This is a genomic window from Dellaglioa sp. CoH-57-MRSF-22 (assembly GCF_056781895.1).
In genome coordinates this window covers 93,848-119,882 of record NZ_JBXAXT010000001.1, presented here as the reverse complement: position 1 = coordinate 119,882, position 26,035 = coordinate 93,848, and the positions used below count along the sequence as shown (strand labels likewise).

Annotated in this window: 29 protein-coding genes; 22 read left to right on the top strand and 7 right to left on the bottom strand. The window is 33.7% G+C overall.

Going from position 1 to position 26,035, the window contains the following annotated elements:
* Positions 1-112 precede the first annotated feature (112 nt).
* A complete protein-coding gene (locus AC1RPR_RS00555; RefSeq protein ID WP_481760935.1) occupies positions 113-952 on the top strand; it encodes a pyridoxamine kinase in 840 nt (279 codons plus the stop codon).
* Between the two features lies 1 nt (position 953).
* Positions 954-1,496, top strand: a complete 543-nt coding sequence (locus tag AC1RPR_RS00550; RefSeq protein ID WP_481760934.1) for an ECF transporter S component — start codon at positions 954-956, stop codon at positions 1,494-1,496.
* A gap of 49 nt (positions 1,497-1,545) precedes the next feature.
* Here AC1RPR_RS00550 and AC1RPR_RS00545 read toward each other — a convergent pair whose 3' ends face one another.
* On the bottom strand, positions 1,546-1,725 hold the full coding sequence (locus tag AC1RPR_RS00545; RefSeq protein WP_409021673.1) for a hypothetical protein: 180 nt from the start codon (positions 1,723-1,725) through the stop codon (positions 1,546-1,548).
* A 174-nt stretch (positions 1,726-1,899) separates the two neighbouring features.
* Here AC1RPR_RS00545 and AC1RPR_RS00540 point away from each other — a divergent pair, with 174 nt between their 5' ends.
* The 9 genes from AC1RPR_RS00540 (at position 1,900) to AC1RPR_RS00500 (ending at position 8,143) form a co-directional block, all read left to right on the top strand.
* Positions 1,900-2,454 (top strand): guanylate kinase, encoded by a 555-nt coding sequence (locus AC1RPR_RS00540; protein ID WP_481760933.1) that lies wholly within the window; start codon positions 1,900-1,902, stop codon positions 2,452-2,454.
* Positions 2,455-2,532: 78 nt separating this feature from the next.
* On the top strand, positions 2,533-2,973 hold the full coding sequence (locus tag AC1RPR_RS00535; protein ID WP_409021670.1) for a Fur family transcriptional regulator: 441 nt from the start codon (positions 2,533-2,535) through the stop codon (positions 2,971-2,973).
* Between the two features lie 69 nt (positions 2,974-3,042).
* Positions 3,043-3,537: a hypothetical protein gene (locus AC1RPR_RS00530; protein WP_481760932.1), complete on the top strand. Its 495-nt coding sequence runs from the start codon at positions 3,043-3,045 to the stop codon at positions 3,535-3,537.
* Positions 3,538-3,555: 18 nt separating this feature from the next.
* On the top strand, positions 3,556-4,368 hold the full coding sequence (locus AC1RPR_RS00525) for a DUF6681 family protein (protein WP_481760931.1): 813 nt from the start codon (positions 3,556-3,558) through the stop codon (positions 4,366-4,368).
* A 151-nt stretch (positions 4,369-4,519) separates the two neighbouring features.
* Entirely contained in the window at positions 4,520-5,257 is a 738-nt protein-coding gene (locus AC1RPR_RS00520; protein WP_409021667.1) for an amino acid ABC transporter ATP-binding protein, read from the top strand.
* Between the two features lie 33 nt (positions 5,258-5,290).
* Positions 5,291-6,118: a glutamate ABC transporter substrate-binding protein gene (locus tag AC1RPR_RS00515; protein WP_481760930.1), complete on the top strand. Its 828-nt coding sequence runs from the start codon at positions 5,291-5,293 to the stop codon at positions 6,116-6,118.
* Complete coding sequence (locus AC1RPR_RS00510) at positions 6,115-6,753, top strand: amino acid ABC transporter permease (protein WP_481760929.1); 639 nt, start codon at positions 6,115-6,117, stop codon at positions 6,751-6,753. The genes AC1RPR_RS00515 and AC1RPR_RS00510 overlap by 4 nt, the downstream gene beginning before the upstream one ends.
* A 17-nt stretch (positions 6,754-6,770) precedes the next feature.
* Positions 6,771-7,424, top strand: coding sequence for an amino acid ABC transporter permease (locus tag AC1RPR_RS00505; protein WP_409021664.1), 654 nt, complete (start codon positions 6,771-6,773; stop codon positions 7,422-7,424).
* A gap of 125 nt (positions 7,425-7,549) precedes the next feature.
* A complete protein-coding gene (locus tag AC1RPR_RS00500; RefSeq protein ID WP_481760928.1) occupies positions 7,550-8,143 on the top strand; it encodes an NADPH-dependent FMN reductase in 594 nt (197 codons plus the stop codon).
* Between the two features lie 53 nt (positions 8,144-8,196).
* Here AC1RPR_RS00500 and AC1RPR_RS00495 read toward each other — a convergent pair whose 3' ends face one another.
* Positions 8,197-9,534: an APC family permease gene (locus tag AC1RPR_RS00495; protein WP_481761139.1), complete on the bottom strand. Its 1,338-nt coding sequence runs from the start codon at positions 9,532-9,534 to the stop codon at positions 8,197-8,199.
* A gap of 146 nt (positions 9,535-9,680) precedes the next feature.
* Positions 9,681-10,952, bottom strand: coding sequence for a GTPase HflX (gene hflX / locus AC1RPR_RS00490; protein ID WP_481760927.1), 1,272 nt, complete (start codon positions 10,950-10,952; stop codon positions 9,681-9,683).
* A gap of 299 nt (positions 10,953-11,251) precedes the next feature.
* Between hflX and AC1RPR_RS00485 the strand changes: the two genes are divergently transcribed.
* The 7 genes from AC1RPR_RS00485 to AC1RPR_RS00455 all read left to right on the top strand — a co-directional run bounded on the left by AC1RPR_RS00485 (position 11,252) and on the right by AC1RPR_RS00455 (position 18,206).
* A complete protein-coding gene (locus AC1RPR_RS00485; RefSeq protein WP_481760926.1) occupies positions 11,252-12,895 on the top strand; it encodes a peptide ABC transporter substrate-binding protein in 1,644 nt (547 codons plus the stop codon).
* A 99-nt stretch (positions 12,896-12,994) separates the two neighbouring features.
* Complete coding sequence (gene opp3b / locus AC1RPR_RS00480) at positions 12,995-13,924, top strand: oligopeptide ABC transporter permease (protein WP_409021660.1); 930 nt, start codon at positions 12,995-12,997, stop codon at positions 13,922-13,924.
* A 2-nt stretch (positions 13,925-13,926) separates the two neighbouring features.
* Entirely contained in the window at positions 13,927-14,952 is a 1,026-nt protein-coding gene (gene opp3C, locus AC1RPR_RS00475) for an oligopeptide ABC transporter permease (protein ID WP_481760925.1), read from the top strand.
* Between the two features lie 10 nt (positions 14,953-14,962).
* A complete protein-coding gene (locus tag AC1RPR_RS00470) occupies positions 14,963-16,030 on the top strand; it encodes an ABC transporter ATP-binding protein (RefSeq protein WP_481760924.1) in 1,068 nt (355 codons plus the stop codon).
* A 19-nt stretch (positions 16,031-16,049) separates the two neighbouring features.
* A complete protein-coding gene (locus AC1RPR_RS00465) occupies positions 16,050-17,009 on the top strand; it encodes an ABC transporter ATP-binding protein (RefSeq protein WP_481760923.1) in 960 nt (319 codons plus the stop codon).
* A gap of 267 nt (positions 17,010-17,276) precedes the next feature.
* Positions 17,277-17,636 carry a hypothetical protein gene (locus AC1RPR_RS00460; protein WP_481760922.1) on the top strand — a complete coding sequence of 120 codons (360 nt, stop codon included), beginning with the start codon at positions 17,277-17,279 and terminating at the stop codon, positions 17,634-17,636.
* Between the two features lie 219 nt (positions 17,637-17,855).
* Positions 17,856-18,206 carry a hypothetical protein gene (locus tag AC1RPR_RS00455; protein WP_481760921.1) on the top strand — a complete coding sequence of 117 codons (351 nt, stop codon included), beginning with the start codon at positions 17,856-17,858 and terminating at the stop codon, positions 18,204-18,206.
* A gap of 52 nt (positions 18,207-18,258) precedes the next feature.
* Here AC1RPR_RS00455 and AC1RPR_RS00450 read toward each other — a convergent pair whose 3' ends face one another.
* On the bottom strand, positions 18,259-19,701 hold the full coding sequence (locus AC1RPR_RS00450) for an APC family permease (RefSeq protein WP_481760920.1): 1,443 nt from the start codon (positions 19,699-19,701) through the stop codon (positions 18,259-18,261).
* Positions 19,702-19,924: 223 nt separating this feature from the next.
* Here AC1RPR_RS00450 and AC1RPR_RS00445 point away from each other — a divergent pair, with 223 nt between their 5' ends.
* Both AC1RPR_RS00445 and AC1RPR_RS00440 read left to right on the top strand, forming a co-directional pair.
* Positions 19,925-20,680, top strand: a complete 756-nt coding sequence (locus tag AC1RPR_RS00445; protein WP_481760919.1) for an ABC transporter ATP-binding protein — start codon at positions 19,925-19,927, stop codon at positions 20,678-20,680.
* 22 nt (positions 20,681-20,702) lie between these two features.
* Positions 20,703-22,502, top strand: coding sequence for an ABC transporter permease (locus tag AC1RPR_RS00440; protein ID WP_481760918.1), 1,800 nt, complete (start codon positions 20,703-20,705; stop codon positions 22,500-22,502).
* Between the two features lie 50 nt (positions 22,503-22,552).
* Here AC1RPR_RS00440 and AC1RPR_RS00435 read toward each other — a convergent pair whose 3' ends face one another.
* A complete protein-coding gene (locus AC1RPR_RS00435; protein ID WP_481760917.1) occupies positions 22,553-23,236 on the bottom strand; it encodes a histidine phosphatase family protein in 684 nt (227 codons plus the stop codon).
* Between the two features lie 268 nt (positions 23,237-23,504).
* Here AC1RPR_RS00435 and AC1RPR_RS00430 point away from each other — a divergent pair, with 268 nt between their 5' ends.
* Positions 23,505-24,236, top strand: a complete 732-nt coding sequence (locus AC1RPR_RS00430) for a deoxynucleoside kinase (protein WP_481760916.1) — start codon at positions 23,505-23,507, stop codon at positions 24,234-24,236.
* A 46-nt stretch (positions 24,237-24,282) separates the two neighbouring features.
* Here the strand turns inward: AC1RPR_RS00430 and AC1RPR_RS00425 are convergent, their stop codons facing one another.
* Together AC1RPR_RS00425 and AC1RPR_RS00420 are read right to left on the bottom strand one after the other, a co-directional pair.
* Entirely contained in the window at positions 24,283-24,945 is a 663-nt protein-coding gene (locus AC1RPR_RS00425) for a histidine phosphatase family protein (RefSeq protein ID WP_481760915.1), read from the bottom strand.
* 71 nt (positions 24,946-25,016) lie between these two features.
* On the bottom strand, positions 25,017-25,676 hold the full coding sequence (locus AC1RPR_RS00420) for a VTT domain-containing protein (protein ID WP_481760914.1): 660 nt from the start codon (positions 25,674-25,676) through the stop codon (positions 25,017-25,019).
* Positions 25,677-25,854: 178 nt separating this feature from the next.
* Between AC1RPR_RS00420 and AC1RPR_RS00415 the strand changes: the two genes are divergently transcribed.
* On the top strand, positions 25,855-25,998 hold the full coding sequence (locus AC1RPR_RS00415; protein ID WP_481760913.1) for a hypothetical protein: 144 nt from the start codon (positions 25,855-25,857) through the stop codon (positions 25,996-25,998).
* Positions 25,999-26,035: the final 37 nt, after the last annotated feature.

Genomic DNA, 26,035 nt, shown 5'->3' with positions numbered 1-26,035 from the left:
CTAGTGCTAATTTTTCAACAGTTTTTTATTTTTAAATGGTTACTAAATATCGCTATTCTGGCGTATTCATTTTATAATGAATTAAATAACTTCAAATGAAGAAGGTGGAATAATGAAACAATTATTGATTGCACAAGATTTATCTAGTGTTGGTGGTGTTTCATTAGGGATTGCGGTTCCTGTTTTAGCTAGTTATCAACAACGGACGACAATATTGCCAACAATGTTATTAAGTAGTCATACAGGTGGATTTGGAGTACCAATGAAGGTAGACATCTCACCATTTATAAAAGCTTTTGAAGAACACTGGGCAACTATTCCAGTTCAATTTACGGGCGCATATTTGGGCTATCTAGGGACGGCAGAAAGTATTAAAATGATGGGGATTCTACTAGATAGGTTATCTGATGATAAAGCACTCACCGTTATTGATCCAGTTATGGCTGATCACGGCACGTTATATTCAGGACTGACAAACGACTATGTAGAAGAATTAAGCATGTTATGTTTAACGCAAGCAGATTTAATTTTACCCAATTTAACAGAGGCTTACTTATTGGCAGACTGTAATTATCAGGAAAATCCTAGCGAGGCAGAAATTAAAAAGTTACTAACACGTTTATTAAAGAAATTAAATTTAAAAGCGGTTATAATTACAGGAGTTACAAACCAGAAAAATCAAATTGGTGTTGTTTTTCTAACAAAAGAAGGCGAATCAGGTTGGGTATTAAAAGAACAACGTGAGAATCATTATTTTGGGACAGGAGACTTGCTAGCAAGCTGCGTAGTGGGTGAGTTAATGAATGGTCATTCACTAAGGGAAGCATTGGAATTTGCAGTAGAAGTAACATGGAAAGCGATGAGTAATTCTGATAATGAAGGACTTGATCAAAGGTTAGGGGTTAATTTTATGAGTATTTTACCCGATATTAACGATAGAATGGAAAAATAAAATGAGAAATGAAAGATTAAGAAGCATTATTTTAGCGGGATTATTTGCGGCAATTATTTATATAGGTATCTCAGTTTTTAGAATACCAATCCCAGCTATGGTGGGAAAACCATTTATTCATTTCGGTAATTCACTAGCAGCATTGGCCGTGATTTTTTTAGGGTTTAGTTATGGCACAATTGCAGGAGCGATTGGTCTGGGATTATTTGATATTTTGAATGGTTATGCAGATACGTCATATTTTACTGTACTAGAAGTAGTGGTTATTGCATTACTAATTACGGTTGTTACGAAAGGATTAAAAAATTATCATGGTAAATATTGGATTATCATTATTGCTGCAACGGCAGGAATTGGTAAAATAGGAACATCATATTTAGTTTCGATTGGTGAAGCAATGATTAAAGGTGTTAGTTTTAATGTCGCCGCTGTTCAGGCGTTTTTAAGTTTACCTGCAACTGTTGTTAATTCAATCTCGACAATTATCATTGTTAGTTTATTATACGTACCCATTAAGCGATTGATGGTAAGGTTTAATCGGTAAAAAAGTCCAAATAAAAAAGGGTTGATGTGCGTGAGCTCACATTTACCCTCTATACAAATTGTCCAGATTGAACATATTTCATTTCTGTTGATAAGTTGGAAACGGCTGTTTCGATTGTTACCCCAGAACCTGAAATGGCTGGATTATTTTTTGAACTAGCAATAAAGATTTGTTTTTCAGTGTCTAAAGAAATCGTATACCAGTTTTTACTAAATGTTCCAAATTTCATAAGTGTGTATCCTCCGTATTTCTATATCTTACTACCATGAAAGCGCATTCTACTTTCTTTAGTAGAAGCTTAGTATAGTACGTACATAAAATGAATGCAAGTCATTTGTTTTATATTAACCAAAAATTTTTTAAATAATATGAAGAAGTCTAAAAACGATAAAGGGATGATTTAATGCAAAAACGAATATTCGTGATCACGGGTGCTCCGGGAACAGGTAAAACGACGATTAGAGACTATCTAACCAAGCAATTTGATGCCAAAAAGGTGATTACTCACACAACTAGGCAACCAAGAGTTAATGAAAAAAATGGTCGCGATTATTATTTTGAATCCGATGAAACTTTTTTTAATTTTCATTATTTAGAACATGTTGAGTATGATCGCCATTACTATGGTTCATCAAGAGAAGCGATAGATGCTGCTTGGTCAGAGGCAAAAAATGCGACAATTGTACTCGATACGGCAGGTGCCATCACGTATTCAAAAGAATTACCAAAAGAAACAGTTGTCTTATATTTGTCTGTATCGGATAATCAGATATTACAAGATCGGTTAATTAAACGGGGAGATACGATTCGAAATCGAAGTTTACGCTTAGATTCTGGTGAAGCAAAACGAGACATGAAACTTCCAGCAGATCTTGAAGGTATAGCACATGTCATTATTAATGACGATTTAGTTGACGCAAAGAAACAGATTGATCAGTTAATTCAATCATTAGGTTAAGAGTGATTGCTTTTTTTAGTTGATATGGTATTCTTCTTAAAGAGTAACCATTATTATTTAGAAATGGAGATAAGCCTTTTGACTGAATTAATTGATGATGCATTGCATATACTAAAAGAAAATAAATATAAAATTACGAAACAAAGAAAAAGTTTATTAACGTATTTAAGTCAGTATGAGGAAGCTTATGTTGACGTTACAGTTGTGGATGACTATATGAGAAATAAATATCCAGGGATGAGTCATAATACAATTTATCGAAATATCAAAGAATTTAAAGAAATGGGTCTTGTTGAGCAACGGATGAATGGTGAACGAGCCTGTGTAAAATATCAATGTGATTTTAGTCACAAACATCACCATCATTTTATTTGTACTTCTTGTAGTAAGGTGGTTGAACTTGATAGCTGTCCGCTAGATTATTTTGTAAAACAGTTACCAGGTTACAAAATAGAAGAACATAAATTTGAATTACATGGGATTTGTGATGAATGCCAAAAAAAATTATCGAAAAATTAAGTTTATCTTCGAATAAACTTCAATAACAAATGGTTTAATGGAAAAAGTACAAAATTGGAGTGAGAGTTAATGGCATATAGAACGCCACCATTTATAACACCTTTTGCAATTGTTTCTATCGTACTTGCATTGGGCGCAACTAACGTTGTTGTTAACAAAACAACGAATACAAACGAAGGAGCAACAGTTTCTTCAGTAGCTTCATCACCGTCGGAAACTAAACCTAAAGTAGACGATAATTCGAGTTCCAAAGAAGTAAGTTCATCTTCTGAGACGAGTTCTTCTGATTCGTCCTCTTCATCAGAAAGTTCAAAAGATGAGTCTAGTAGTTCAAGTGCTGCCGATGAAACATCAAACAAATCAGCAAGTACAAGTGCCGATAATACAACGGATGATAAGAGCGCGGAAACAAGTACCGATGACACAACTGATACAAGTACAGATACTGATACAAATGCGGATAAAGCTAGCTCGGCAACAAGCACAAGTAGTAGCGTGAAGAATACTAAAACGGTAACGACTGACAAAGCCAAAGCCAGTGCAGAAACGACAAATACAGACTAAGGATTAGGAGGTAAATAAATGTTTAGTTTACTAGATTTAGCAAACCATTATTTAGGGTTTATTAATGTTAATTTAAAATTAAAAAATAGAATTTATACTGTTTTAGGCTTTCTTGGTAATTGGTATTTATTGTATATCGCATCACGATATTTCATAAATGGTTATTATGTTAGAGGTAGTTTGTTTATTCTTGCTTTTTTTGTTTTATTATATTTTATTGTTTTAAATGTTATTCATTATTTTACAAATAAAACAACTAAATTTGATCCTTCACCGAAAATTGAAAAATTGTTGGGCGGACCGCCTAAGGAAGAAATTGAAGGAGATAAACGTCGCCGAATGCAACCAGGTTATGTTCAAACGAATGGCCTATTTGATTCTAAAATGCTGATGCCAGCGACACTTAGGACAAATAGAAACGAAAAAGTAAGTATTCAAAAAATTGCTGATCAAATGAAGCAAGTTAAGTATTCAGATTTTGATTATGATGGATTGTCAGATGATGCTATTATAAAAGAAATTCAGAAAACAGGAAAACCAGTGTCAGAGTTAGCACAGCCCGTTGCTTTTCCATTTTTTGAATTAAAAATAGAAGACGAAAAAATGAATGTTTACGCTGGAATGAATCAGATTGATAAACAATTGATTGGTCGCCTAACCCATGTTGGTTTATCTGATATTGAAACGGCTAAAGAACAATATGATATTTACTTAGCAACAGCAACTATTTATGGTGGTAATCAGAAGGTTGCTGGTCGATCATCAGTTATTGAAGAATCACATAAATTTCACGTTAAAGTTCAAATTGCCTATAAAGAAAAAGAAAATTAGTAAAAAAGTGATAGCAAATAACTACATTGCTATCACTTTTTTTGTGATTATATGGTACATTTAAAAAAGACTGCAATTAAACATCCATTTGGTAGTATAATTAAAGTATCACAAAAAAGAATAAAAGAGTTAAGAGAAGGGGATTGAGAGTATGGCAATGATCGAATTTAAAAATGTGGAGAAATATTACGATAAATTTCACGCATTGAAGAATATCAATTTAAAAGTTGAAGCAGGCGAAGTCGTCGTTATTATCGGGCCATCTGGTTCTGGAAAAAGTACATTAATCAGAACTATCAATGGTTTAGAGCAAGTTAACGAGGGGCAACTATTAGTTGATAATTTTGATTTAGCAGATAAGAAAACGAATATTGATAAAATCAGAAAAAATGTTGGGATGGTATTTCAACATTTTAACTTGTACGAAAACAAAACTGTTTTAGAAAATATTATGCTTGCACCACGTTTAGTTTTAAAACGGGATGAAGCTGAAAATAAAAAAATCGCAATGGATTTATTAAAAACAGTTGGACTTGATGATAAAGCACAATCATATCCTAGAATGTTATCAGGTGGACAATCGCAAAGAATTGCCATTGCCCGTAGTCTAGCTATGAAACCTAAGGCGCTATTATTTGATGAACCAACTTCTGCATTAGATCCTGAAACAATTGACGATGTTTTAAAAGTTATGAAAGATATCGCTAAAAATGATGGGATCACAATGATTGTTGTAACTCATGAAATGGGCTTTGCTCGTGAAGTAGCCGATCGTGTTATTTTCATGGCTGATGGTCAAATTCTTGAGGATGATACAACAGTAGAATTTTTCGACAATCCAAAAGAAGAACGTGCAAAAAAATTCTTGAGTAAAATTATTAAACATTAAGGAGCTCAAGACTGTGAGAGTGGGGATTAAAATATGAAACAATTAAGAAAAATTAGCTTATTGTTTATGAGTATAGCTATGGTATTAGTTATTGCAGGCTGTGGAGCGCAAAGTAAAGCCAACATTGCAACAACAGCTAAAGAAACAAAAACAATTAACTGGGGTGTTAAAGCAGATACGAAGTTATTTGGTTTAATGAACATCAAAACCGGTGAAATCCAAGGATTTGATATTGATATTGCTAAGGCAGTGACAAAAAAAATCTTAGGTAAAGATGGTAAAGCTAATTTTGTTCAGGTAACAAGTAAAACAAGAATTCCACTTTTGAAAAATGGAAATATTGATGCAATTATTGCGACGATGTCCATTTCTAAAGATCGTGAAAAACAAGTTGATTTTTCTAACTCTTATTTTGCTGCCGGACAAGCTATTTTAGTTAAAAGAACAAGCTCAATTAAATCCGTAAAAGATTTGAATAAAGACGGTATGGTTGTTTTAGGTGTTAAGGGTTCAACTTCAGTTATTAACATGAAGAAGTATGCACCTAAAGCAGAAGTGCTGGAACTAGATGATTATGCGCAAGCATTAACCGCACTAAAATCTGGTCAAGGTGATGCTTTAACAACTGATAATGGTATTTTATATGGGATGGTTAAAGAGAATTCTGATTTTGCTGTTGTTGGTGGTACTTTTACGCATGAACCTTACGGAATTGCGATTGATAAAGGCCAAGGTGAATTTAAGAATGAAGTTAATAAGGCTTTAGCTGAAATGCGTGCCGATGGCTCGTATGAAAAATTATTAAACAAATGGTTTGGCGATATTCCAGGATTTAGTGTGAAGGAGGCGAGTCAACAATGATTACGATTTTTACAGAACATTGGCAAGCCTTATTAACAGGACTTGGCTATACATTGTGTTCAAGTGTACTCGCATTATTTTTTAGTTTAATTATAGGTTCGTTCTTTGCAATTTTGGAAGAAATGCCATATCGAATTTTAAAAATTATTGCACGTATCTATATTGAAATATTTAGAAATATTCCGTTATTGGTTGTTGCAATGTTTTTCTACGTTGTGGTACCTATGTACGTTACGAATATCAACGGATTTACAGCTGGAACAATCGGACTAACGATTTACACATCTGCCTTTATTGCAGAAACAGTTCGTGCTGGGATTAGAGCTGTTGATCCTGGACAAATGGAAGGTGCTCGCTCAAACGGGTTAACATTCATGCAATCGATGTTTCATATTATTTTACCCCAGGCATTTAAATATGTGATTCCACCTTTGGGTAATCAGTTCATTAATTTGGTAAAAAACTCTTCAGTTTTAGCCTTCGTTGCTGGATTTGATTTAATGTACCAAGGTGATATTATCGCATCAACAACATTTGATACAATCAACACGTACATTATCGTTGGGGTGTTATATTTAATTATCACGATGCCATTAAGTTATTACATGAGACATTTAGAAAAGAAATTAAGTTAAAGGGGGTCTAGAAAAATATGTCAGATTTTATTGCAGCATATAGTTGGGAAAATATTCGCTACTTACTACAAGGATTATTAGTAACAATCGAAGTTTCAGTTATTTCAATTATTTTCAGTTTTATAATTGGCGCTATTCTAGGCCTAACACGATATATTAAAGTAAAACGTTTATCTGCTATAGTTGGTTTTATAATTGATTTAATTCGAAATTTACCATTACTTTTAATCTTATTTTTCGTTTATTTTGGCTTAGCAAATGTTGGTATTCGGTTATCAATTTTCTGGTCAGCAACGTTAGCGATGACCGTTTTCGAATCAGCAATGTTAGCTGAAATCATTCGAAGTGGTATTCAAGCTGTTGAACCCGGACAAATGGAAGGTGCTCGCGCAAATGGTCTAACTTATTGGCAAGGTCTGCGTGTGATTGTCTTACCACAAGCTTTAAAGAAAATGATTCCACCATTGGTTAGTCAATTTATCTCATTAATTAAAGATACGTCATTGGCTACTATCATTGTTTTACCAGAGTTACTGTATCATGCACAATTAGTATACGGTCAAAATACTAATTATGTTATTCCAATGTTCGTCGCTTTAGCAGTGATGTACTTCGTCGTTTGTTATGCACTATCATTGGTTTCAAGATACTTAGAAAGACGCTTAGCGTAGACAATAAAATAAAAATGGTTGTTGAAATCTATATAGATTTTAGCAACCATTTTTATTAGTTAGTAGAATCGGCATAAAATGACGGTTTGTTTGATTGAAAAATAAATTAGAAAGAAGATGATGTCATGGTGAAAATTGCTGTTATTCTAGGGAGTTCAAGAGAGAATTCTATTGGTAAAAGGGTCATTAAGTATATTGAAGGAGTAGCAAAAAATCAGGATAATGTTGAATTTTCATTTCTAAAATTAAGTGACTATCAGTTAACCTTCTTCCACGAAAAATTGGCACCTATGCAAAATGAAAATCGACAACTACCTGAAAATGAAGCACGATGGATAGCGGATGTAGCTGCGGCAGATGGCTTTATTATCTTAACGCCTGAATATAATCATGCTATTCCAGCCGTTTTGAAAAATGCAATCGATTATTTGGCTTTTGAAGGGCAACGTAAACCAGTTAAGATTGTGGGCTACTCAGATAACATGCGCGGTGCACAATTTGCAACAGCTGAATTAGTACCTATTTTGAATCGATTAGGATTTATCACGTTGCCTACGCCAACATTATTGGGAATAGTTGATCAAACATTTAATGAAGATGGACAACTAAATAACGATGCTAAGTTAACAGATTATACAAAAAATAAAATTGCTCAGACTTTGCAAGAAATTAAATTTTATACACAACTTTTTGTGAATAATCCTTTTCCCGGAAAATGATGAATTAAAAATAAAAATGTGTAATGACAATAGCTGTCATTACACATTTTTTATTATAGATCTTTATTTTTATGTGTTTCGTATAAATAAACCGGGATACCAAGTGCAACAATTGTAAATGAAATTAAAACACCTACAATATCTGATTGAACTTCGCTAACTAAAACGAAGGCTGCACCTAAGATAGCAACAATAGGTGTTATGGGGAACAATGGAACTGAGAAAACACGTTTTAAATCTGTTCCTTTATTCCGACGGCGTAAGATAAAGAGGCCGACGAAAGTCATAACATAAAAGCAATAAACTGTAAAAATACAAATTTCAGATAAGCGATCAGCATCAAAAAATAAAATCATAATCGCTGCAATACTTAAAGCCACACATGTTGCAATAACAGGTGAATGTGATTTTGGATGTAAATAAGATATTTCTTTATGGAAAGGTAATTGTTTGTTCTTACCCATTGCCCACATAATTCGAGGGAATGTCATGATTTTACCGTTCATACAACCAAGAATAGAAATAATGACACCGATATTCATAATTTTTCCACCAAGTTGGCCAAAGGCAATCTTAGCAAATTGTGGTGTTGCATTTTCGCCTAGTTGATGGATTTGACTAGCAGGCATGACACGCATAATACTGAACGAAACAAGAATATAAATAAGAAGAACAATTGAAATTCCTAAAACAATAGCTCTAGGTAATGTCTTTTTAGGATTTTTAATTTCATCACCCATATTAGCAATCAGAATCCAACCATCATAAGCAAATAAAGTAGCTAGTATACCAACACCAAAATTATTTGTAGAGTGACTGACAGTTGCAACAGATTGGCCAAGTGCATTTGCATTGCCAAAAAATAAACCAAAAATAATAATAGCAGCAATAGGGAATAATTTACAAATAGTTGTAATAATCTGGAATGAAGCACCATAACGATTTGATAGCATATTTAGGAAGCCAATAGAAATGACTGCAATTAATGCGATTAAATGAGAATAACCAGCTGGAATACTAAAGAAATCTACTATTAAAATAGCAAGGTACGCGCCTAACGCAGCAATCATAGCTGGTCCATACACGATAACTTGCATCCAACCAGCTAAGAAACCCCAAATTTTACCGTAAATTTTTTCCATGTAGATATATAATCCACCGGTTTCTGGAATTTGAGATCCAATTTCAGCAACAGTTAGTCCAGCGGTTAAGGTTATGATACCACCACATAGCCATGCGAGCAGGGCATTTGTAGTAGAGCCGGTGTAGTCAAGTACCGAAGCTTGTTTAAAGAAGATACCAGAACCAATAACAGTTCCGATTACGATTGATAATGCTGACCATAGACCTAACGATCTGTTAAGTCCAACTGCTGGTTTTTTTTCCAAAATTGAATCCTCCTTTTCTAAAATGAATAGTTGCATTTTAGCATAACAGCGGGAATCATGCAATAAACTAGATATGATTATGACGACAAAAAAGAGTGCGTGAATCGGCTATTTCAGACCGATTCACGCACTCTTTTTATAGAATTATTTTAAACGATGTAATCTTGCAATTGGGTTGCAATAGTTTTTGTTGCATCAATCTTTAATTTTGTACCTGATTCTTCATAATCTGTTTCTAAGATAGTTGCCTTTTCATTGATTAAATCAACAAGTTGACCTTTATCAAATGGGATAAGAACAGTCATAATTTCGTTATCTTTAAAGACATTCTTTTTAATGATATCTACTAATTGATTAAGTGATTTTTCATCACGCGCACTATAAGTGAATTTATCATCTGAGAAAGTAGGATAATCAATATTTGCTAAATCAGCTTTATTATAGGCATAAATCATCGGAATGTTTTCGACGCCAATAGCTTTTAATGTATCTTCAGTTGTTTGAATCATTTCCTCAGCATGTTTATCAGCCACGTCAATCACTTGGATAAGTAAATCAGCTTGTGCAGCTTCAGCCAAGGTTGTACGGAAAGCTTTTACTAATTGGTGAGGCAATTTGCTGACAAAACCAACAGTATCGCTCAATAAAATTTGTTTTTTATCTTCAAATTGAATATTACGGACACTTGTATCTAATGTAGCAAACAACATATTCTTTTCAAAAACTTGTTTGTCATCATCTTGTCCGATTAGACGAAGCAAGCCGTTCATTGTCGTTGATTTACCTGAATTAGTATAACCAACTAATGCAACAGTCGGAATACCAGATTTATCACGTTGTTTACGTCTAGTAGATTCTTCTTTGTCCATTTCAGCAAGATCTTTTTTAATGTGGTTAATCCGATTTTCAATCACACGACGATCTAATTCAATCTTCGTTTCGCCAGCACCACGGTTAGCGAGTCCACCACCAGATTGTTGATCTAGTTTATCTTGCATCCCTCTTAAACGAGGTAACTGATATTGAAGTTGAGCCATTTGAACTTGGAGTTTTGCTTCGCGTGATTGTGCTCTTGAAGCAAAAATAGCTAAAATCAGGCCTGTACGATCCATAACTTCCATACCTGATGCAGCTTCAAGGTTACGAATTTGAGTTGGTGATAATTCGTCGTTTACAACTAAAATTTTCACACCTTGTGCTTCACTTTCAGTCTTGAATTCTTCAGCTTTACCTTTACCAAAGTAAAGGGCAGCAGTTGGTCGATCTAATTTCTGACGAATGTCTTCAACAGCATGCATGTTGTTAGCTTCGACTAATGCAGCTAATTCAGACATTGTATAATCTAAATTTTCACGTTGTTTTTCGATACCAGCAATGAAAACGTCAATAACTGGTATTTCTGTAGAATAAGTTTCTTTCATGAGAACCTCCTCGTGGAACTTAATTAATAGGTTAAGTATAACATTTATTCAAAAAAATATTCGAACATCAAAATAAGTTAACTGAATTAAATGAGAATTAATGAATAAAAATGGCCAAACTCTCATTTTAACAACGTGCAAATGTTATGAGTTGAATATTTTATATAGTTAAACGGCTTTTTTAAAGGCGCTTGAATCTCTTTTTAATTAAATTAGAGTTTAATGTTGATTTTAATCTTTTTCTAATGTAAGATAAACCTACGTTAAGAAAAGGTAAATAAAAAAGGAGAGGTCATATTATGAAGTTAAAGTCAGTTTTGAAATTAAGTGGTGTGCTAGCATTGTCTGTCATTGTCTTGGCAGCGTGTGGATCTAAATCTTCATCTTCAGATAGTAAAGAACTCGCTGATAAACAGGTTATTAATTGGTCTGAAACAGCTGAATTACCATCGATGGATTTATCGACAGCAACGGATACAGTTAGCTTTAACATGTTGAACAATACTAATGAAGGTTTATACAGAATTGGTAAGAACAGTAAAGTGTCAAATGCACTTGCAACTAAAACAACCGTTTCAAAAGATGGCATGACTTATACATTTAAACTTCGTGATTCAAAATGGAGCAACGGAGACGATGTAACGGCTAAAGATTTTGTTTATTCATGGCAACGGACCGTTAATCCTAAGACAGCTTCACAATATGGTTACCTCTTCTCAGGGATTAAAAATTATGATGCAATCAGCGCGGGTAAGATGGCGCCATCAACATTGGGAATCAAAGCAACTGACAAACATACATTAGTTGTAACACTTGATAAAAAAGTACCATATTTCAAATTATTGATGGGCTTCCCAACGTTCTATCCACAAAATCAAAAAGTTGTTGAAAAGTATGGTTCTAAATATGGCACACAAAGCAAATACATGGTTTACAATGGTCCATTTACATTAAATGATTGGACAGGAACTAACTTAACTTGGGACCTAAAGAAAAATGACACTTATTGGGATAAAAAAGCAGTTAAGCTAACACAAATGAATTTCCAAGTTTCTAAAGATAATACAACAAGCTATAATTTATACCAAAGTCAAAAATTAGATATGACGAATTTATCTGCTGAACAAGCTAAAACATTGAAAACAGATAAAGACTATATCACACGTAAACAAGCATCAACGTTCTACTTACAATACAATCAAAAGAATAAATTATTTAATAACCAAAAGATTCGTCAAGCTATTTCATTAGTTATCAACAGAAAACAATTTGTTGATAAAATTTTAGGGGATGGCTCAACTGTTGCGACAGGTTTAGTATCATCAGGTCTTGCTTCAAATCCTAAAACAGGCGAAGATTTTGCAAAAGAATCAACCGTTAAATCAACTGCAAATACAGACATTGCAAAAGCAAAAGAATTATGGAAAGCAGGATTAAAAGAAGTTGGTGTTACAAAAGCTAGTTTCTCACTTCTAAGTGATGATACTGATAAAGCTAAGAAAACAAATGAATTTTTACAAAATGCGATTGAAGATAACTTAGATGGTGCGGATGTAACATTAACAAATATCCCATTCAAATCACGTTTAGCAAAATCAACTAGTGGTGATTTCGATATTGTTGTTACAGCATGGGGTGCTGATTTCTCAGACCCAATCTCATTCTTAGATTTATTTACTTCAGATAATTCACAAAATGCAGGTAAATGGAAAAATAGTGAATATGATGCATTGATTAAAGCTTCAAAAACAACAGATGCAAGTAATGCAGATAAACGTTGGGATGATTTAGTTAAGGCTGAAAAAATCTTGATGAAAGATCAAGGAATTGCACCTCTTTACCAAATGGCTCAAGCTCAATTATTAAGATCAACAGTTAAAGGTGTTATCTACAATGGAGCTGGTATCAATTACAATTTCAAAGATGCTTATGTTACTAAATAATTAATTAACGTGTTAAAATTTAACAAGTGAGAGTTAGCTACCACGGCTAATTCTGACTTGTTTTAATTACATAATAAAGCAAAAGTGAGGGTCAGAATTATGGGTAAATACCTAGTTAAACGAATTTTTTATATGCTACTGACGTTGTTTTTAGTCGCAACCATTACCTTCTTTTTAATGAAGTTAATGCCTGGATCACCTTATGCGAATCAGCAAAAAATGACAACTGAGCAATTACAGATTATGAATGAACAATATGGATTGAATAAACCCGTATGGCAACAATATCTCATTTACTTAGTGGGATTAGTTAAGGGTGATTTAGGAACGTCATTCCAATACAGTAATCAACCTGTGTCATACCTAATTTCAAGCCGTATTGGACCATCCGGACAACTTGGATTACAAGCTATCATCTTCGGAATAGTTATTGGAATTGTGATTGGTGCCATTGGTGCGATTAACAAAAATACTTGGATTGATACTTCTTCAACAATTTTATCAATCTTAGGTATCTCAATTCCTTCTTTCGTCTTAGCTGTTTTATTACAGTATTACGTAGGATTAAAGTTAGGCTGGTTACCAATTGCTGATTGGGGCGGATTCAGTTACACGATTCTACCGACAATTGCTTTAGGGGTTGGCCCACTGGCGGAGACGGCCAGGTTCATTCGAACCGAGATGGTGGATGTCCTAAGCAGTGATTACATTGAACTGGCTAAGGCTAAAGGATTAACAAAGTTTGGCGTTGTATTCCACCATGCTTTACGTAATAGTTTAATTCCTTTAGTAACATTAATCGGCCCTTATACGGTTGCATTAATGACTGGTTCAATGGTTGTTGAAAATATATTCTCAATTCCTGGAATTGGTGAACAATTCGTAAAATCAATTTTGACAAATGATTTCCCCACAATCATGGGTGTTACAATGCTTTATTCAGCTGGACTAGTAGTTGTTATCTTATTAACAGATATCATTTACGGTATTATTGACCCAAGAATTCGATTAACTGGAAGGAGAAATTAACGATGGCAGATAAAATTGACCTACCAGTAGATGCATTTGAACCGTTAGATAAAAATAACGCTATTGATAATGAAAAAATTGCTGCACCGTCGTTGACTTTCGTTCAGGATGCTTGGCGTCGGTTGAAGAAAAATAAAGGGGCTTTTATCTCACTTTGGGTCCTGGTTGCAATTTTTATTTTGGCATTTGGATCCCCCATTTTAGCACCACATAGTGCAACAGAACAAAATGTTGAGTATACAAATTTACCACCTAAAATTCCTGGTGTACCAATAGATGGATTAAATGGAAAGTTAAAAACATCATCAGGTAGCTGGTATGATGCTTATGAACAAAATAGTATTCCAAAAGATAAATACTTTATTTTAGGAACGGATGTTTTTGGACGTGATTTGTTATCAAGAATTATGTATGGAACTAAGATTTCCTTAATCGTGGCACTAGTTGCTGCATTAGTCGATTTAGGAGTCGGTGTTGCTTATGGAATCTTGTCCGGTTGGCGTGGCGGACGTGTTGATACATTCATGCAGCGAATCATCGAAATTATTTCATCGGTACCTAACTTGGTCGTTATTGTTTTAATGTTATTGGTTTTCAAACCAGGTTTAACATCAATTATTTTAGCAATTGCAGTGACTGGTTGGACAACGATGGCTCGATTAGTTCGGGCACAAACGTTGAAATTAAAAGATCAAGAATATATTCTTGCAGCTCGAACTTTAGGCGAGTCACCCGTAAAAATTGCAGTGAAACATTTACTACCTAACTTATCGAGTGTGATTATTATTCAAACAATGTTTACAATTCCTAGTGCTATTTTCTTCGAAGCTTTCTTAAGTTTCATCGGAATTGGGATTAGTGCTCCTCAAGCTTCACTTGGGTCATTATTGAATGATGGTCAAAAGAATTTCCAGTTTTTACCATACCAAATGTGGTATCCAGCAATTGTTTTATGTATTATCATGGTTGCCTTCAACTTATTAGGTGATGGACTCCGTGATGCCTTTGATCCAAAAACGAAAGAGTAGGTGTTGAAAAATGGCAGAAAATATTTTAGAAGTTAACAATCTAGAAATTAATTTTCATACGTATGCTGGAGATGTTAAAGCCATACGTGATGTTAGTTTTCATCTGGCTAAAGGTGAAACTTTAGCAATCGTTGGTGAATCAGGTTCCGGTAAATCCGTTACAACAAAAAGTTTAATGGGATTATTAGCTAATAATGCAGAAGTTATGGGTGGAGAAATTCTTTTTCATGGTGAAGATTTACTTAAAAAATCAGAAAAACAAATGGAAAACATTCGTGGTAAAGATATCGCAATGATTTTCCAAGACCCAATGACTTCTTTAGATCCTACTATGAGAATTGGTAGACAAATTGCTGAACCATTAATGAAGCATAAACATGTAAAAAAAGAAAAAGCAATGGCGCAAGCCTTGGAAATTTTGAAGTTAGTTGGGATTACAGATGCTAAAAAACGCTTTAAGGACTATCCACATCAATTTTCTGGTGGTCAACGCCAACGAATTGTTATTGCGATTTCATTAGTTTGTTATCCAGAAATTTTAATTGCTGATGAACCAACAACAGCTTTAGATGTAACCATCCAAGCACAGATTTTGGAATTAATGAAAGAATTACAAGCAAAAATTGAAACATCAATTATTTTCATTACCCATGATCTAGGGGTTGTTGCTGGTATGGCTAATCGTGTAGCGGTTATGTATGCAGGTCGGATTGTTGAATATGGGACAGTCGATGAGGTCTTTTATAACCCACAACATCCATATACTTGGGGCTTATTGAATTCAATGCCAACACTTGATAGTGAACATCTGTACGCAATTCCAGGTACACCTCCTGATTTATTGGATCCACCAAAAGGGGATGCATTTGCCGCTCGGAATGAGTACGCTATGAAGATTGATACAGAACAACAACCACCATTCTTCGATGTTTCACCAACACATGCAGCAGCTACATGGTTGTTGCATCCAGATGCACCTAAAGTAACGCCGCCAGTTGAAATTCAAAGACGGTATAAAATTTTTGCAAAACAACAAGAAACAAAAATTAAAGCGAATCAAAATTTGGTAGAAAACTAAGGAAGGGGAGCTGAACATAGTGGAACAAAAGAAAAATAAAATTTTAAAAGTCCGTCATTTAAAACAATATTTTAATGTCGGCAAACCAGACGAAGTGAAAGCTATCGATGATATTTCATTTGATATTTATGAAGGCGAGACATTTGGCTTGGTGGGCGAGTCAGGGTCTGGTAAAACAACAACAGGTCGTAGTATCATCAATTTATATGAACCAACTGATGGTAAAATTGATTTTGATGGTGTTGATATTCGTAAAATTAAGTCTAAAAAAGATAAATTACAATTTCGCCGTGACATGCAAATGATTTTTCAAGATCCATATGCATCACTAAATCCACGAATGAAAGTTAAAGATATTGTGGCAGAAGGAATAGATATTCACCATTTAGCTGCCAATGATGAAGCACGTGCGAAACGTGTTGAAGAATTATTAGAAACAGTTGGATTGAATAAAGATCATTCTAGCCGCTACCCCCATGAATTTTCAGGTGGCCAACGCCAACGTATTGGTATTGCTCGTGCTTTAGCTGTAGAACCTAAGTTTATCATCGCAGATGAACCTATTTCTGCATTAGATGTTTCAATTCAAGCGCAGGTTGTTAATTTGTTGAAGGAATTACAAATTGAACATAACTTAACATATTTGTTTATTGCACATGATTTATCAATGGTTAAATATATCAGTGATCGAATTGGTGTGATGCATTATGGTAAGTTATTAGAAATAGCTCCTGCAGACGAAATATATACACATCCTTTACACGATTATACAGCCAGTTTAATCTCGGCCGTTCCTGTTCCTGACCCTGAATTTGAACGTAATCGCATTCCAGTACCATACGATTCGTCAGTTGAGGCAGATGGTAAAAAACGTCGAATGGTTGAAATTTCGCCAGAACATTTTGTTTTAGCAAGTGAAGATGAAATCCCTATGTATAAGGAACGAGCTGCCAATACTTTGGCAGAAGAAGCTGAATAATAAATCAGAAAGATCTTTTCAAGAATTTTTGAAAAGGTCTTTTTTGATTTTAAAAAGGGTGTAAACTATTAATTGTATGAGTATCTTAAATATATTAAAGGAAGTATAAAAATTTTAGGTAATTATGCATAAAATAATGTATACTAGATGTATTAGAATTAGGTAACGACATAACTATTTTTTGATTTGGGAATGAATAAAAGGTTCAACTAAAACGTTATGTGGAACAAAGGGTTTTATATGGTGGGGAGAATGGGAGCACCCAACATGATAGATGATACAGAAGTATATAATGAAGCGTACAAAGAATTACCGTATGATGTACAATTACTTTTTCAAGAGGGGCGTCTCTGCGAAAAAGATAATGATTTAGCCGTATTATTCGATTTATTTATTAAAAGTACAATTAATTTTACTGAATTCTATGGATTTAACGATGATAGAAAGCAGCTATTTGATGAATTGAAACAAAATCCAGAAGAGGCCGCGCAGTTAATTAAGCAATATCGGTATTATCGTAATTGGTTCGAAAAATATCAGGCTAATGTTAATTGTTTTTCGAAATTAAGATTTCTAACTGTCTGTGAATGGTATGATGGTCAACAAGCATATGCAAGTAATAATTAAGAAATGCTATCATACAAGAAATTAAGTAAAAAAAAGTTAGAATATAAAATTAATTTAACTTAAAATGCGAACTTAAAATATACGGCAAGCTTAACAATATTGTTAAGCTTTTTTTGTTTTTATAAGACGCAGAAAAAATTAAAATAGATAACAAGCCAAGTGCTTGTTATCGATGAGAAGGGTGTGGTATATTAATTGCAATTATCGGGGGGTAATCGAATGAGTTTAGGTGAAGGAATAAAAAATGTAAACGCATTACCGTATGATGTGAGGCTATTATTAGAGGAAAGAAATATTCCGGAGAATCAAATGAGTTGGGAAATTATTTCTGATGTGTTTCTTGAAAGTATTGCGACTTACACAGCATTTTATGGATTTAATGAGGATCGTAGAGCGCTATTCAATGATTTAAAAAATGATAAAAATGAGGCCAATCAAATTATAACAACCTATAAAGAATATCGTGAGTGGTTTAAATACTATCACGTTCATTTTGAAAATCTAGAAGATGTGAGGTTTTTAACGATTTGTGAGTCAATAGGTGTAGATGGCATAATAATAAAAGATTAAATTCAAAAACGCTATGACTACTTTTAATTAAGTAGTCATAGCGTTTTTGAATTTAATCTTTAATACCATCTCTTTTACGTTCACGTTCAGCAATCATTGGCATAATGAATCCAAGACCGATAAGAACAACGACACTAATAATATTGATGGCTAACTGGTAGTAGAATAGTGAGCTACCCATCTCGACATCTTGAGGAATAATCCCAAAGACTGTTGCCAAAACAGTAACAACTAAGCACCATAAACCAACAGCGTAAGCTAATTTGTCATTTTTAATGAAGACATATTCTGATGGATATTTAGCACTATTTTTACGGATCTGCATGAAGGCGAAGAAAATCCAACAAGTGACACCTGGTGAAATAATTCCATTCAAGTTCAGTAACCAATTAAAGATTGTATTCATATCTGGCAAGAAGACACCCAAGAAGAGAATGAAGGCACTTAAAGTACAAGTTAAAATGTACCCATTAATTGGTAAACCATCTTTGTTAACTTTAAGTAATTTCTTAGGCATATAACGAGCGCCTGTGTCAGAGATAAGCATGCGAGTCATAGCGTCAAGAAGAACAGCTAGAAGAGCACACATGTACACAATTTGAGTAATAGCGAAGGCATACATTAACCAACTACCCATATGAAATTGATCTCCTAAACGAAGGAATGCGTAGTACGAACCATTCATTTTAAAATCATTAGGAATGTTATGGGCATTGAAGAAAATCCCAAGTGCGAATGAGCCGAAAACTGTTAAGAAGATTGTCATAACGGTTAACATAATCATGGCTTTAGGGAAATCTTTTTTAGGTTTTTTCATTTTTGTGACAAATGGCGCAATTAATTCTGCACCATTAATCGCATAAATTAATAAACCAATTGTTGTGAAATAATGTAAATCAAATTTAGGAATTAGTGTGTGCCAGCTCATATTTGTTGTTGCAATACGACCTGAAGGTGTTAATAATGAGCCAAATGCCATTACAACATATAAAATTGTGAGGATGAACATGGTACCACCACCAATAAGACCTAAAAATTCTAATGAACCTTTGAAGAAACGTTGAACAAAAATGAAACCAACGAAGATTACTAATGTTATTAACGCGAACATAGCTGTTGATAAACTATCTTCGAGTGCATTACTTCCGTTAAATAACCAACCAAAGCCAACAACGACTGAATTAGCGGTATCAACAACGTAAGGAATCGAAGCAGCCCAATAAGTCCATGCCGTAAAGTAACCTAGTTTTTCGCCACGAGTTCCGCGAACCCATGAACTTAAACCGCCACCTTCTGAATTAAAGACGGAACCTAATTGTCCTACCATTAAAGAATAGGGAATTACATATAATAGCAATAAAATGATCCAAGATGTAATAACGCCCATACCTTGATTTTGAAAGTTATAGACGATATCGTCGAAGCCAATAACTGTTACGAATGACATTAATGCCAAAACTGGCCACGATATAAATGTTTTTTTCTCGTTTTCCATAAGTACCTCCCGTGATAAATAACTATGTAAATTAAACTAACAATTTATAAGTATAGTGAACTGACTAATTAATTTCCATGAAAAATTAAATTAATATAAAATGTAATCGTTTTAATGAGAATTAAGTTAAGAATTAACGATAATAAAAATTGCTATTTAATGTGTACTATGTATAATAGTACACATATAGTAAAATGATAAATATAAATGGAGGACTAATAAAATGAAAGAAATAGTTGTAAGCGCAAAAGATGTTAAAAAAGTCTACGGTAAGAATAAAGAGAAGAAAACGGAAGCCTTAAAAGGGATTAATTTTTCTGTCGAACAGGGTGAATTTATTGGTATCATGGGGGCATCAGGATCAGGTAAATCAACATTACTTAACTTATTATCAACACTAGACCAGCCGACTTCAGGACAAATTGAGATTAATAATCAGGATATCTCAATGATGCGTGGCGATAAACTATCAGATTTTAGAGCACAACAAATTGGCTTTATTTTCCAAAGTTTTAACCTGCTAGATAACTTAACGGCAGCTGAAAATATAACATTGCCACTATCATTACAGAATGCGTCTATTTCTAAATATCAAGAACGTATTGATAAATTAACGAAAACACTGGGGATAGATAGTGTTCTTGGACAATTTCCAACTGAATTATCTGGTGGCCAAAAGCAACGAGTTGCAGCAGCTCGTGCTTTAGTCCATAATCCTGCAATCTTATTAGCAGATGAACCAACAGGTGCTTTGGATTCTAAAAGTGCAAAGTCACTCCTATCAACGATGGAAAGTTTAAATAAAAATGATCAAGTATCAATTTTGATGGTGACTCATGACGCTGTTAGTGCGAGTTACTGTCAACGAATTCTCTTTATTAAAGATGGTAAGATTGGTCGAGAATTGATTCAAGGAACGAATACGCGAACAGAGTTTTATCAAGAAATTTTAAATGAACTAGCTAAGAGTGAACAATAATTTTAAGAAGGGAGGAAACAATATGTTATTAAAATTATCCTTAACTGGAATTAAGAGTCGCTTTAAAGATTATCTAATCTTGTTATCAGGACTCATTATGGCTTCAGCAATCTTTTACATGTTTGAAGCATTAGCAACTAATCAAGAATTTATTAAACAAAATGCGACGATAAAATTTGCAGCAATGATTTTCCAAGTAGGTTCTGTACTACTTGCAATTATTACACTGTTTTATATTATCTATGCGAATACATTTTTAATGAGCATGCGTCAAAGAGATTATGGGATGTTCATGATGCTAGGCGCTAAAAAGCGTAAGATTGGGCGCTTAATTTTCACTGAAACTTTAATTATTGGCTTAATTGCAACAGCTGTTGGTATTTTAGTTGGTATTGGACTGACATATGGCGTTAGCCAATTTTTAGTAGATAAAATGGATCTTGCACCGCATTCTTTTCAAGCTTTTTATTTCCCAGCAATCCTAATAACAATGCTTTTCTTCGTTATTCTTTTCATGATTGCTGCTATATTTAATCGACAAAGCTTGTTAAGAACGCCTATCTTAAAATTATTAAATGAAGCAGAACAACCACAAGGTAAAAAGCTAAAATCTTATAATATCTTAATTCAAAGTATCTTAGGATTAGGTTTAATTGCAAGTGGCTATTATTTATTAAGTCATTTAGCACTGTTTCAAATGGCTGGATTTATTGGGTCAGTCGTAACAATTTTGATTGGGACATTTTTAATTTTCAATTCATTATTTAGTGGATTGGTTCAATTATTAAAACGTAATAAGGGATTTTCTGAAAAGCAATTAAATACCTTTTTATTAGGGCAACTTAGCTTTCGATTAGGTTCATTAAATCGGGTTCTAACAATGGTTGCGATGTTATTTGCACTAGCATTAGGCGCAATAACTGTTGGGATGGGATTCTCTGGTGTGGTTGATCAAACAGCTACTTCTACTTCCCCATATGATGTTGTTGTCCAAAATCCATCAACAAAAGAGAAAAAATTACTTAGTCAATTGACTGATAAAAAAGAGTCCATTTATGAAGCAAAAAAAGTTGGTTCTGTCCGTTATTTTAAAAAATCTGACTTTGTGAAATCACCATTGTACACGCTTGATTTCACGGAAACGGGAACGGCTACCGGTAAATTTATTAAAGTTGACCCTGCCAAAATGACAGCTAAAAATGAGGATAATCTATGGGGAAATGCTGTTAGAACTACATTGGAATCCCCTGATATGTTAAATCCAGTACTTGTCTCTGACGCATCATTTTCAGCTGTTTCGGCGAAGACACAACGTATCCATACTGTTAGGTTAGCATCATTTAAAGATAATAAAGAAATCTTAAAAGCATTGAGCGAAGAAATACCTAAAAATCAGTTAGATAATTCATCTTATTTTATGAATAAGTATGTCGTATATCAGTTGGCTAACGGCATTTATGGCGGATTAGAATTCATTGGATTCTTCTTAGGCGTTGCGATGTTGGCAATGTTAGCAAGTGTTCTTATGTTTAAAATATTGTCTAGTGCGGCAACGGATAAAAAACGATATGATTTATTGAACCAATTAGGCGCTAAGCAACGACTAATGAAAAAATCAATTAGGCGCGAAATTGGCATCTTATTCTTCTTACCTGGAATTGTCGGTGTAATCCACGTTTTATTCGGACTACAAATGTTCAAGGAATTAATTCCAGATCCATATTCACATATAACGATTCCATTTATTATTTTTGCAGTTCTCTATTTGGGATATTATTGGGTAACAGTTACCTTATATAAAGGGATGGTATTAAAAAAATAAAAAAGAGGTGAATATTCAGTTTTTAAAACTGAGTATTCACCTCTCTTTATTTAGATGGGTTGTTCGCCAAAATTACCATAATAGCTAACTTCAATTGTATCGTGATGAACGATTAATTTAGTGACGCTACCATTTTTAGGACTAGATGATATATCAATATTAGGTGCGTATCGTGAAACGATACTTCTAATTGCTGTCCCGTGACCAACTAATAGAACGTTGTCATTATTATTTTGGTTAGTGCGTAAAAAATCAAAAGCATGATCATAGCGATTCCAAAATTCTTGGTCATTTTCAGCTAAATTAAAAGGGTCAGCACTTTTTATGAAATCACGTGAGTCTTCGATGGAATATTTTTCAAGAATATCATTGAAGGTTTGACAATTAAAAGGTGTACCAACTGTTTGCATAACAGCTGCAGTATCTTGGCCTTCAAATGAGCCATAATATTCTTCTCTAAAAAGTGCTGTTTCAATTGGTGTTAACTGTGCATTTTCTTCAACATTCGTTTCACTTAAAATATGGCTTAGTGTTTTTTTTGTACGCATTGTGTCACTTCGATAAATGGCATTAAATGATTTATCGCGTAAAAGTTTTCCTGAATGGGTGGCATCGTTGATTCCCTTATCTGTAAGTGGAGAGTCACACCAGCCTTGCATTCTCTGGAAAGAGTTAAAAAAAGTTTGGCCATGACGAACCATATAAACGGTAAATGACATATGAAATCCTTTCATAAATAAATATTTAATTTGTAAATAAAAAAGGTACTTAGAGCTGTCTGGTTTTTGATGAATAGTCTCACTTAATGCATTAATTTTAGAAAAAGAAAAGACTTTTATTTTATTTAATCCAATGTATACTAAATAAACGGAGAATTAAAATATGAGATTATTTATGACTACTAGTAAGATGATACCGAATGAGATATTAATTACAAGTCTAAATCTAATTGTTTTAACTGCATAAATTGTATTAACTATTCAAGAAGGAGTGTTTATTATTTTGATTACGTTGGCTGGTATTATTGGTTCAGGAAAATCTAGTATGACAAAAATTTTATCTGAAGAACTTGGGGTAGAGGCTTTTTACGAACCTGTTACAGATAACCCGGTATTACCTTTATTTTACAAAGGTAACGAAATCGCTGCAAAAAAACGTGAAGCAGGGGATAAGGAAGCAACAAATCCCTACGCTTACTTATTACAAACTTTCTTTTTGAATCGTCGTTTCAGAATGATTAAAGCAGCAATGCAAGAAGATAATAATGTTCTTGATCGTTCAATTTATGAAGATGCTATTTTTATGAAGATGAATACAGAAATGGGTAATGCCACAACTGTTGAATATAACATCTATCAAGATTTATTAGAAAATATGCTTGAAGAGTTACCTTATGCTGCACATAAAAAATCACCCGATTTGATGGTTATGATTAAAGTTTCTTATGAAACAATGGTTAATCGTATTCAAAAACGTGGCCGTGATTATGAACAAATTGAAACTGACCACTCATTGGTTGAATACTATAAAACATTACTTCGCTATTATGAAGATTGGGAAAAAGAATATGACGTTTCTGAATTTTTAGTTATTGATGGCGATAAATACGATTTTGTTGAAAATGAAGCTGATCGTAATATTGTTTTAAATATTATTGAAGATAAATTACAAGAATTAGGTAATTTATCTGAAAAAGAAGTTATCGATTACAAGACACAACGTAAATCAATTTAAACTAAAAGGAGTAACCAATTTTAAAAATTGGTTACTCCTTTTTTATTTAGATTTTATCATCATCGTGATGATTGAAATATTCAACTTTAACTGAATTGTCATCAACGATTAACTTAGTTACACTACCGTTTTTAGGGCTCATTGTAATATCAATTTCGGGTGCAAAATGAGAAACGATACTTCTGATTGTTGTCCCATGACTGACAACTAAAACGTTATCGCCATCTTTAGCATCTTTACGCAATAAATCAAAACCTTTATTACGACGTGCCCAAAAATCGGCATCGTCTTCAGCATCATGGAAAGGATCGATTTCTTTGAAGAAGTCACGTGCCTCTTCAATTGAAAATTTTTGCAAAATCTCAGTGAAATTAGCAGCGCCATGTGGCTTACCAACAACAAACCAAGCTTGAGAAGAATCGGCACCTTCATAGTAACCATAGCCTTGCTCTCTAAGAAACTCAGATGTTGTAACAATTAAATCTGAAGAGTTTTCATTTTCAGATAAAATGTAGTTAGCTGTACGATTTGCGCGGGTTGTATCACTACTGTATGCATTAGCAAACTGAATTTGTGATAATTTTTTTCCAGTAGTGTGGCCGTCGTTAATGCCTTTTTCTGTAAGTGGTGAATCGGACCAACCTTGCATCCGATTATATTTATTGAAAATGGTTTGACCATGGCGAACGAGATAGACTGTAAATGGCATGAGAACCTCCTGAAGTTTATGTGATAGCCCCATTATACGCTAAAGAAAACGATTATTCTAAAAAGCTTATCCTAGAATTTAGCATCAAGTTTTTTTCTAAGTAAAAATTTCGTAAGTTGTACTAACCCAGCTAAGACCACTGGAAGTAATGCTATCCCGGCAATTGAAAGGAAAATAATAGAAAAATGATCCTTAACAAATGGAATTGCGCCGAAGTAGTAACCGACGCCACTTCCAATGGCTACCCAAAGTGAGACGCCAATTAAGTTGAAAATACTAAAATGTCTGTAATTCATTTGAATAGTACCAGAAATAAGTGGCACAAAAGTTCTAATTAATGGGATAAAGCGTCCAAATACGACTGTTTTTGCACCATGTTTTTTGAAAAAACTTTTGGCGATTTCCATCTTTTCAGGGGGGATTCTTTTTTTAAAGAAAGGTAATTTATTTAAATGTCGACCAATTTCAAAATTCACGGCATCTCCAGAGAGTGCGGCAAAAAAGAATATTGGGACTAATACCCGAATATCAATGGTATCTGTTGAGTAGGCGGCAATGGAACTAGTGAAAAAGAGTAGCGACTCACCAGGTAGAAAAGGAAAAACAACAAGACCTGTTTCGGCAAAGATAAGTACAAAAAGAATTAAGTAACTCCAGTTACCTAAAGTCTGGAAAAGAGGTCCTAAATAATTTTCGAAATGGGTGAAGAAAAACCAAGCTTGTTCGAACATTGTCAGGCCCTCCAATCGTTTTAGTCTTACTCATTATATTAAACTGAAATTAAAAAAAAGGCTATTATTTTAACTGATATTTAGCTTTTATTAAGATTTGTCTCACTATAAGAGGTCACCAGTGTTAAACAGGTTTCGATACTGGTATACTAGATATATTAAATTTTTGGAGGTCAATATGACTAGACACACTTTAATTGCAGGAATGACAACTTTAATTGGTCTAATTATTGGGATTGTGATAAGTAAAATTGCTGTCGCAACATTAATTGGATTAGCTGTTGGAATCGTAGTTGACCAATTCCTACCAAATAAGAAATAAGTTCAATTAGTTGCCTATTTGAGTTGATTATAAAAAA

Bases quoted from the DNA above. Each gene is read 5' to 3' on its own strand.
- AC1RPR_RS00440 (WP_481760918.1), top strand. From the start codon at position 20,703: ATGTTATTAAAATTATCCTTAACTGGAATTAAGAGTCGCTTTAAAGAT.
- opp3b (WP_409021660.1), top strand. From the start codon at position 12,995: ATGGGTAAATACCTAGTTAAACGAATTTTTTATATGCTACTGACGTTG.
- AC1RPR_RS00505 (WP_409021664.1), top strand. From the start codon at position 6,771: ATGTCAGATTTTATTGCAGCATATAGTTGGGAAAATATTCGCTACTTA.
- AC1RPR_RS00445 (WP_481760919.1), top strand. From the start codon at position 19,925: ATGAAAGAAATAGTTGTAAGCGCAAAAGATGTTAAAAAAGTCTACGGT.
- AC1RPR_RS00455 (WP_481760921.1), top strand. From the start codon at position 17,856: ATGAGTTTAGGTGAAGGAATAAAAAATGTAAACGCATTACCGTATGAT.
- AC1RPR_RS00500 (WP_481760928.1), top strand. From the start codon at position 7,550: ATGGTGAAAATTGCTGTTATTCTAGGGAGTTCAAGAGAGAATTCTATT.
- AC1RPR_RS00540 (WP_481760933.1), top strand. From the start codon at position 1,900: ATGCAAAAACGAATATTCGTGATCACGGGTGCTCCGGGAACAGGTAAA.
- AC1RPR_RS00450 (WP_481760920.1), bottom strand. From the start codon at position 19,701: ATGGAAAACGAGAAAAAAACATTTATATCGTGGCCAGTTTTGGCATTA.
- AC1RPR_RS00520 (WP_409021667.1), top strand. From the start codon at position 4,520: ATGGCAATGATCGAATTTAAAAATGTGGAGAAATATTACGATAAATTT.
- AC1RPR_RS00425 (WP_481760915.1), bottom strand. From the start codon at position 24,945: ATGCCATTTACAGTCTATCTCGTTCGCCATGGTCAAACCATTTTCAAT.
- AC1RPR_RS00485 (WP_481760926.1), top strand. From the start codon at position 11,252: ATGAAGTTAAAGTCAGTTTTGAAATTAAGTGGTGTGCTAGCATTGTCT.
- AC1RPR_RS00515 (WP_481760930.1), top strand. From the start codon at position 5,291: ATGAAACAATTAAGAAAAATTAGCTTATTGTTTATGAGTATAGCTATG.
- AC1RPR_RS00545 (WP_409021673.1), bottom strand. From the start codon at position 1,725: ATGAAATTTGGAACATTTAGTAAAAACTGGTATACGATTTCTTTAGAC.
- AC1RPR_RS00470 (WP_481760924.1), top strand. From the start codon at position 14,963: ATGGCAGAAAATATTTTAGAAGTTAACAATCTAGAAATTAATTTTCAT.
- AC1RPR_RS00525 (WP_481760931.1), top strand. From the start codon at position 3,556: ATGTTTAGTTTACTAGATTTAGCAAACCATTATTTAGGGTTTATTAAT.
- AC1RPR_RS00420 (WP_481760914.1), bottom strand. From the start codon at position 25,676: ATGTTCGAACAAGCTTGGTTTTTCTTCACCCATTTCGAAAATTATTTA.
- AC1RPR_RS00460 (WP_481760922.1), top strand. From the start codon at position 17,277: ATGATAGATGATACAGAAGTATATAATGAAGCGTACAAAGAATTACCG.
- hflX (WP_481760927.1), bottom strand. From the start codon at position 10,952: ATGAAAGAAACTTATTCTACAGAAATACCAGTTATTGACGTTTTCATT.
- AC1RPR_RS00435 (WP_481760917.1), bottom strand. From the start codon at position 23,236: ATGAAAGGATTTCATATGTCATTTACCGTTTATATGGTTCGTCATGGC.
- AC1RPR_RS00510 (WP_481760929.1), top strand. From the start codon at position 6,115: ATGATTACGATTTTTACAGAACATTGGCAAGCCTTATTAACAGGACTT.
- AC1RPR_RS00530 (WP_481760932.1), top strand. From the start codon at position 3,043: ATGGCATATAGAACGCCACCATTTATAACACCTTTTGCAATTGTTTCT.
- AC1RPR_RS00550 (WP_481760934.1), top strand. From the start codon at position 954: ATGAGAAATGAAAGATTAAGAAGCATTATTTTAGCGGGATTATTTGCG.
- AC1RPR_RS00555 (WP_481760935.1), top strand. From the start codon at position 113: ATGAAACAATTATTGATTGCACAAGATTTATCTAGTGTTGGTGGTGTT.
- AC1RPR_RS00415 (WP_481760913.1), top strand. From the start codon at position 25,855: ATGACTAGACACACTTTAATTGCAGGAATGACAACTTTAATTGGTCTA.
- opp3C (WP_481760925.1), top strand. From the start codon at position 13,927: ATGGCAGATAAAATTGACCTACCAGTAGATGCATTTGAACCGTTAGAT.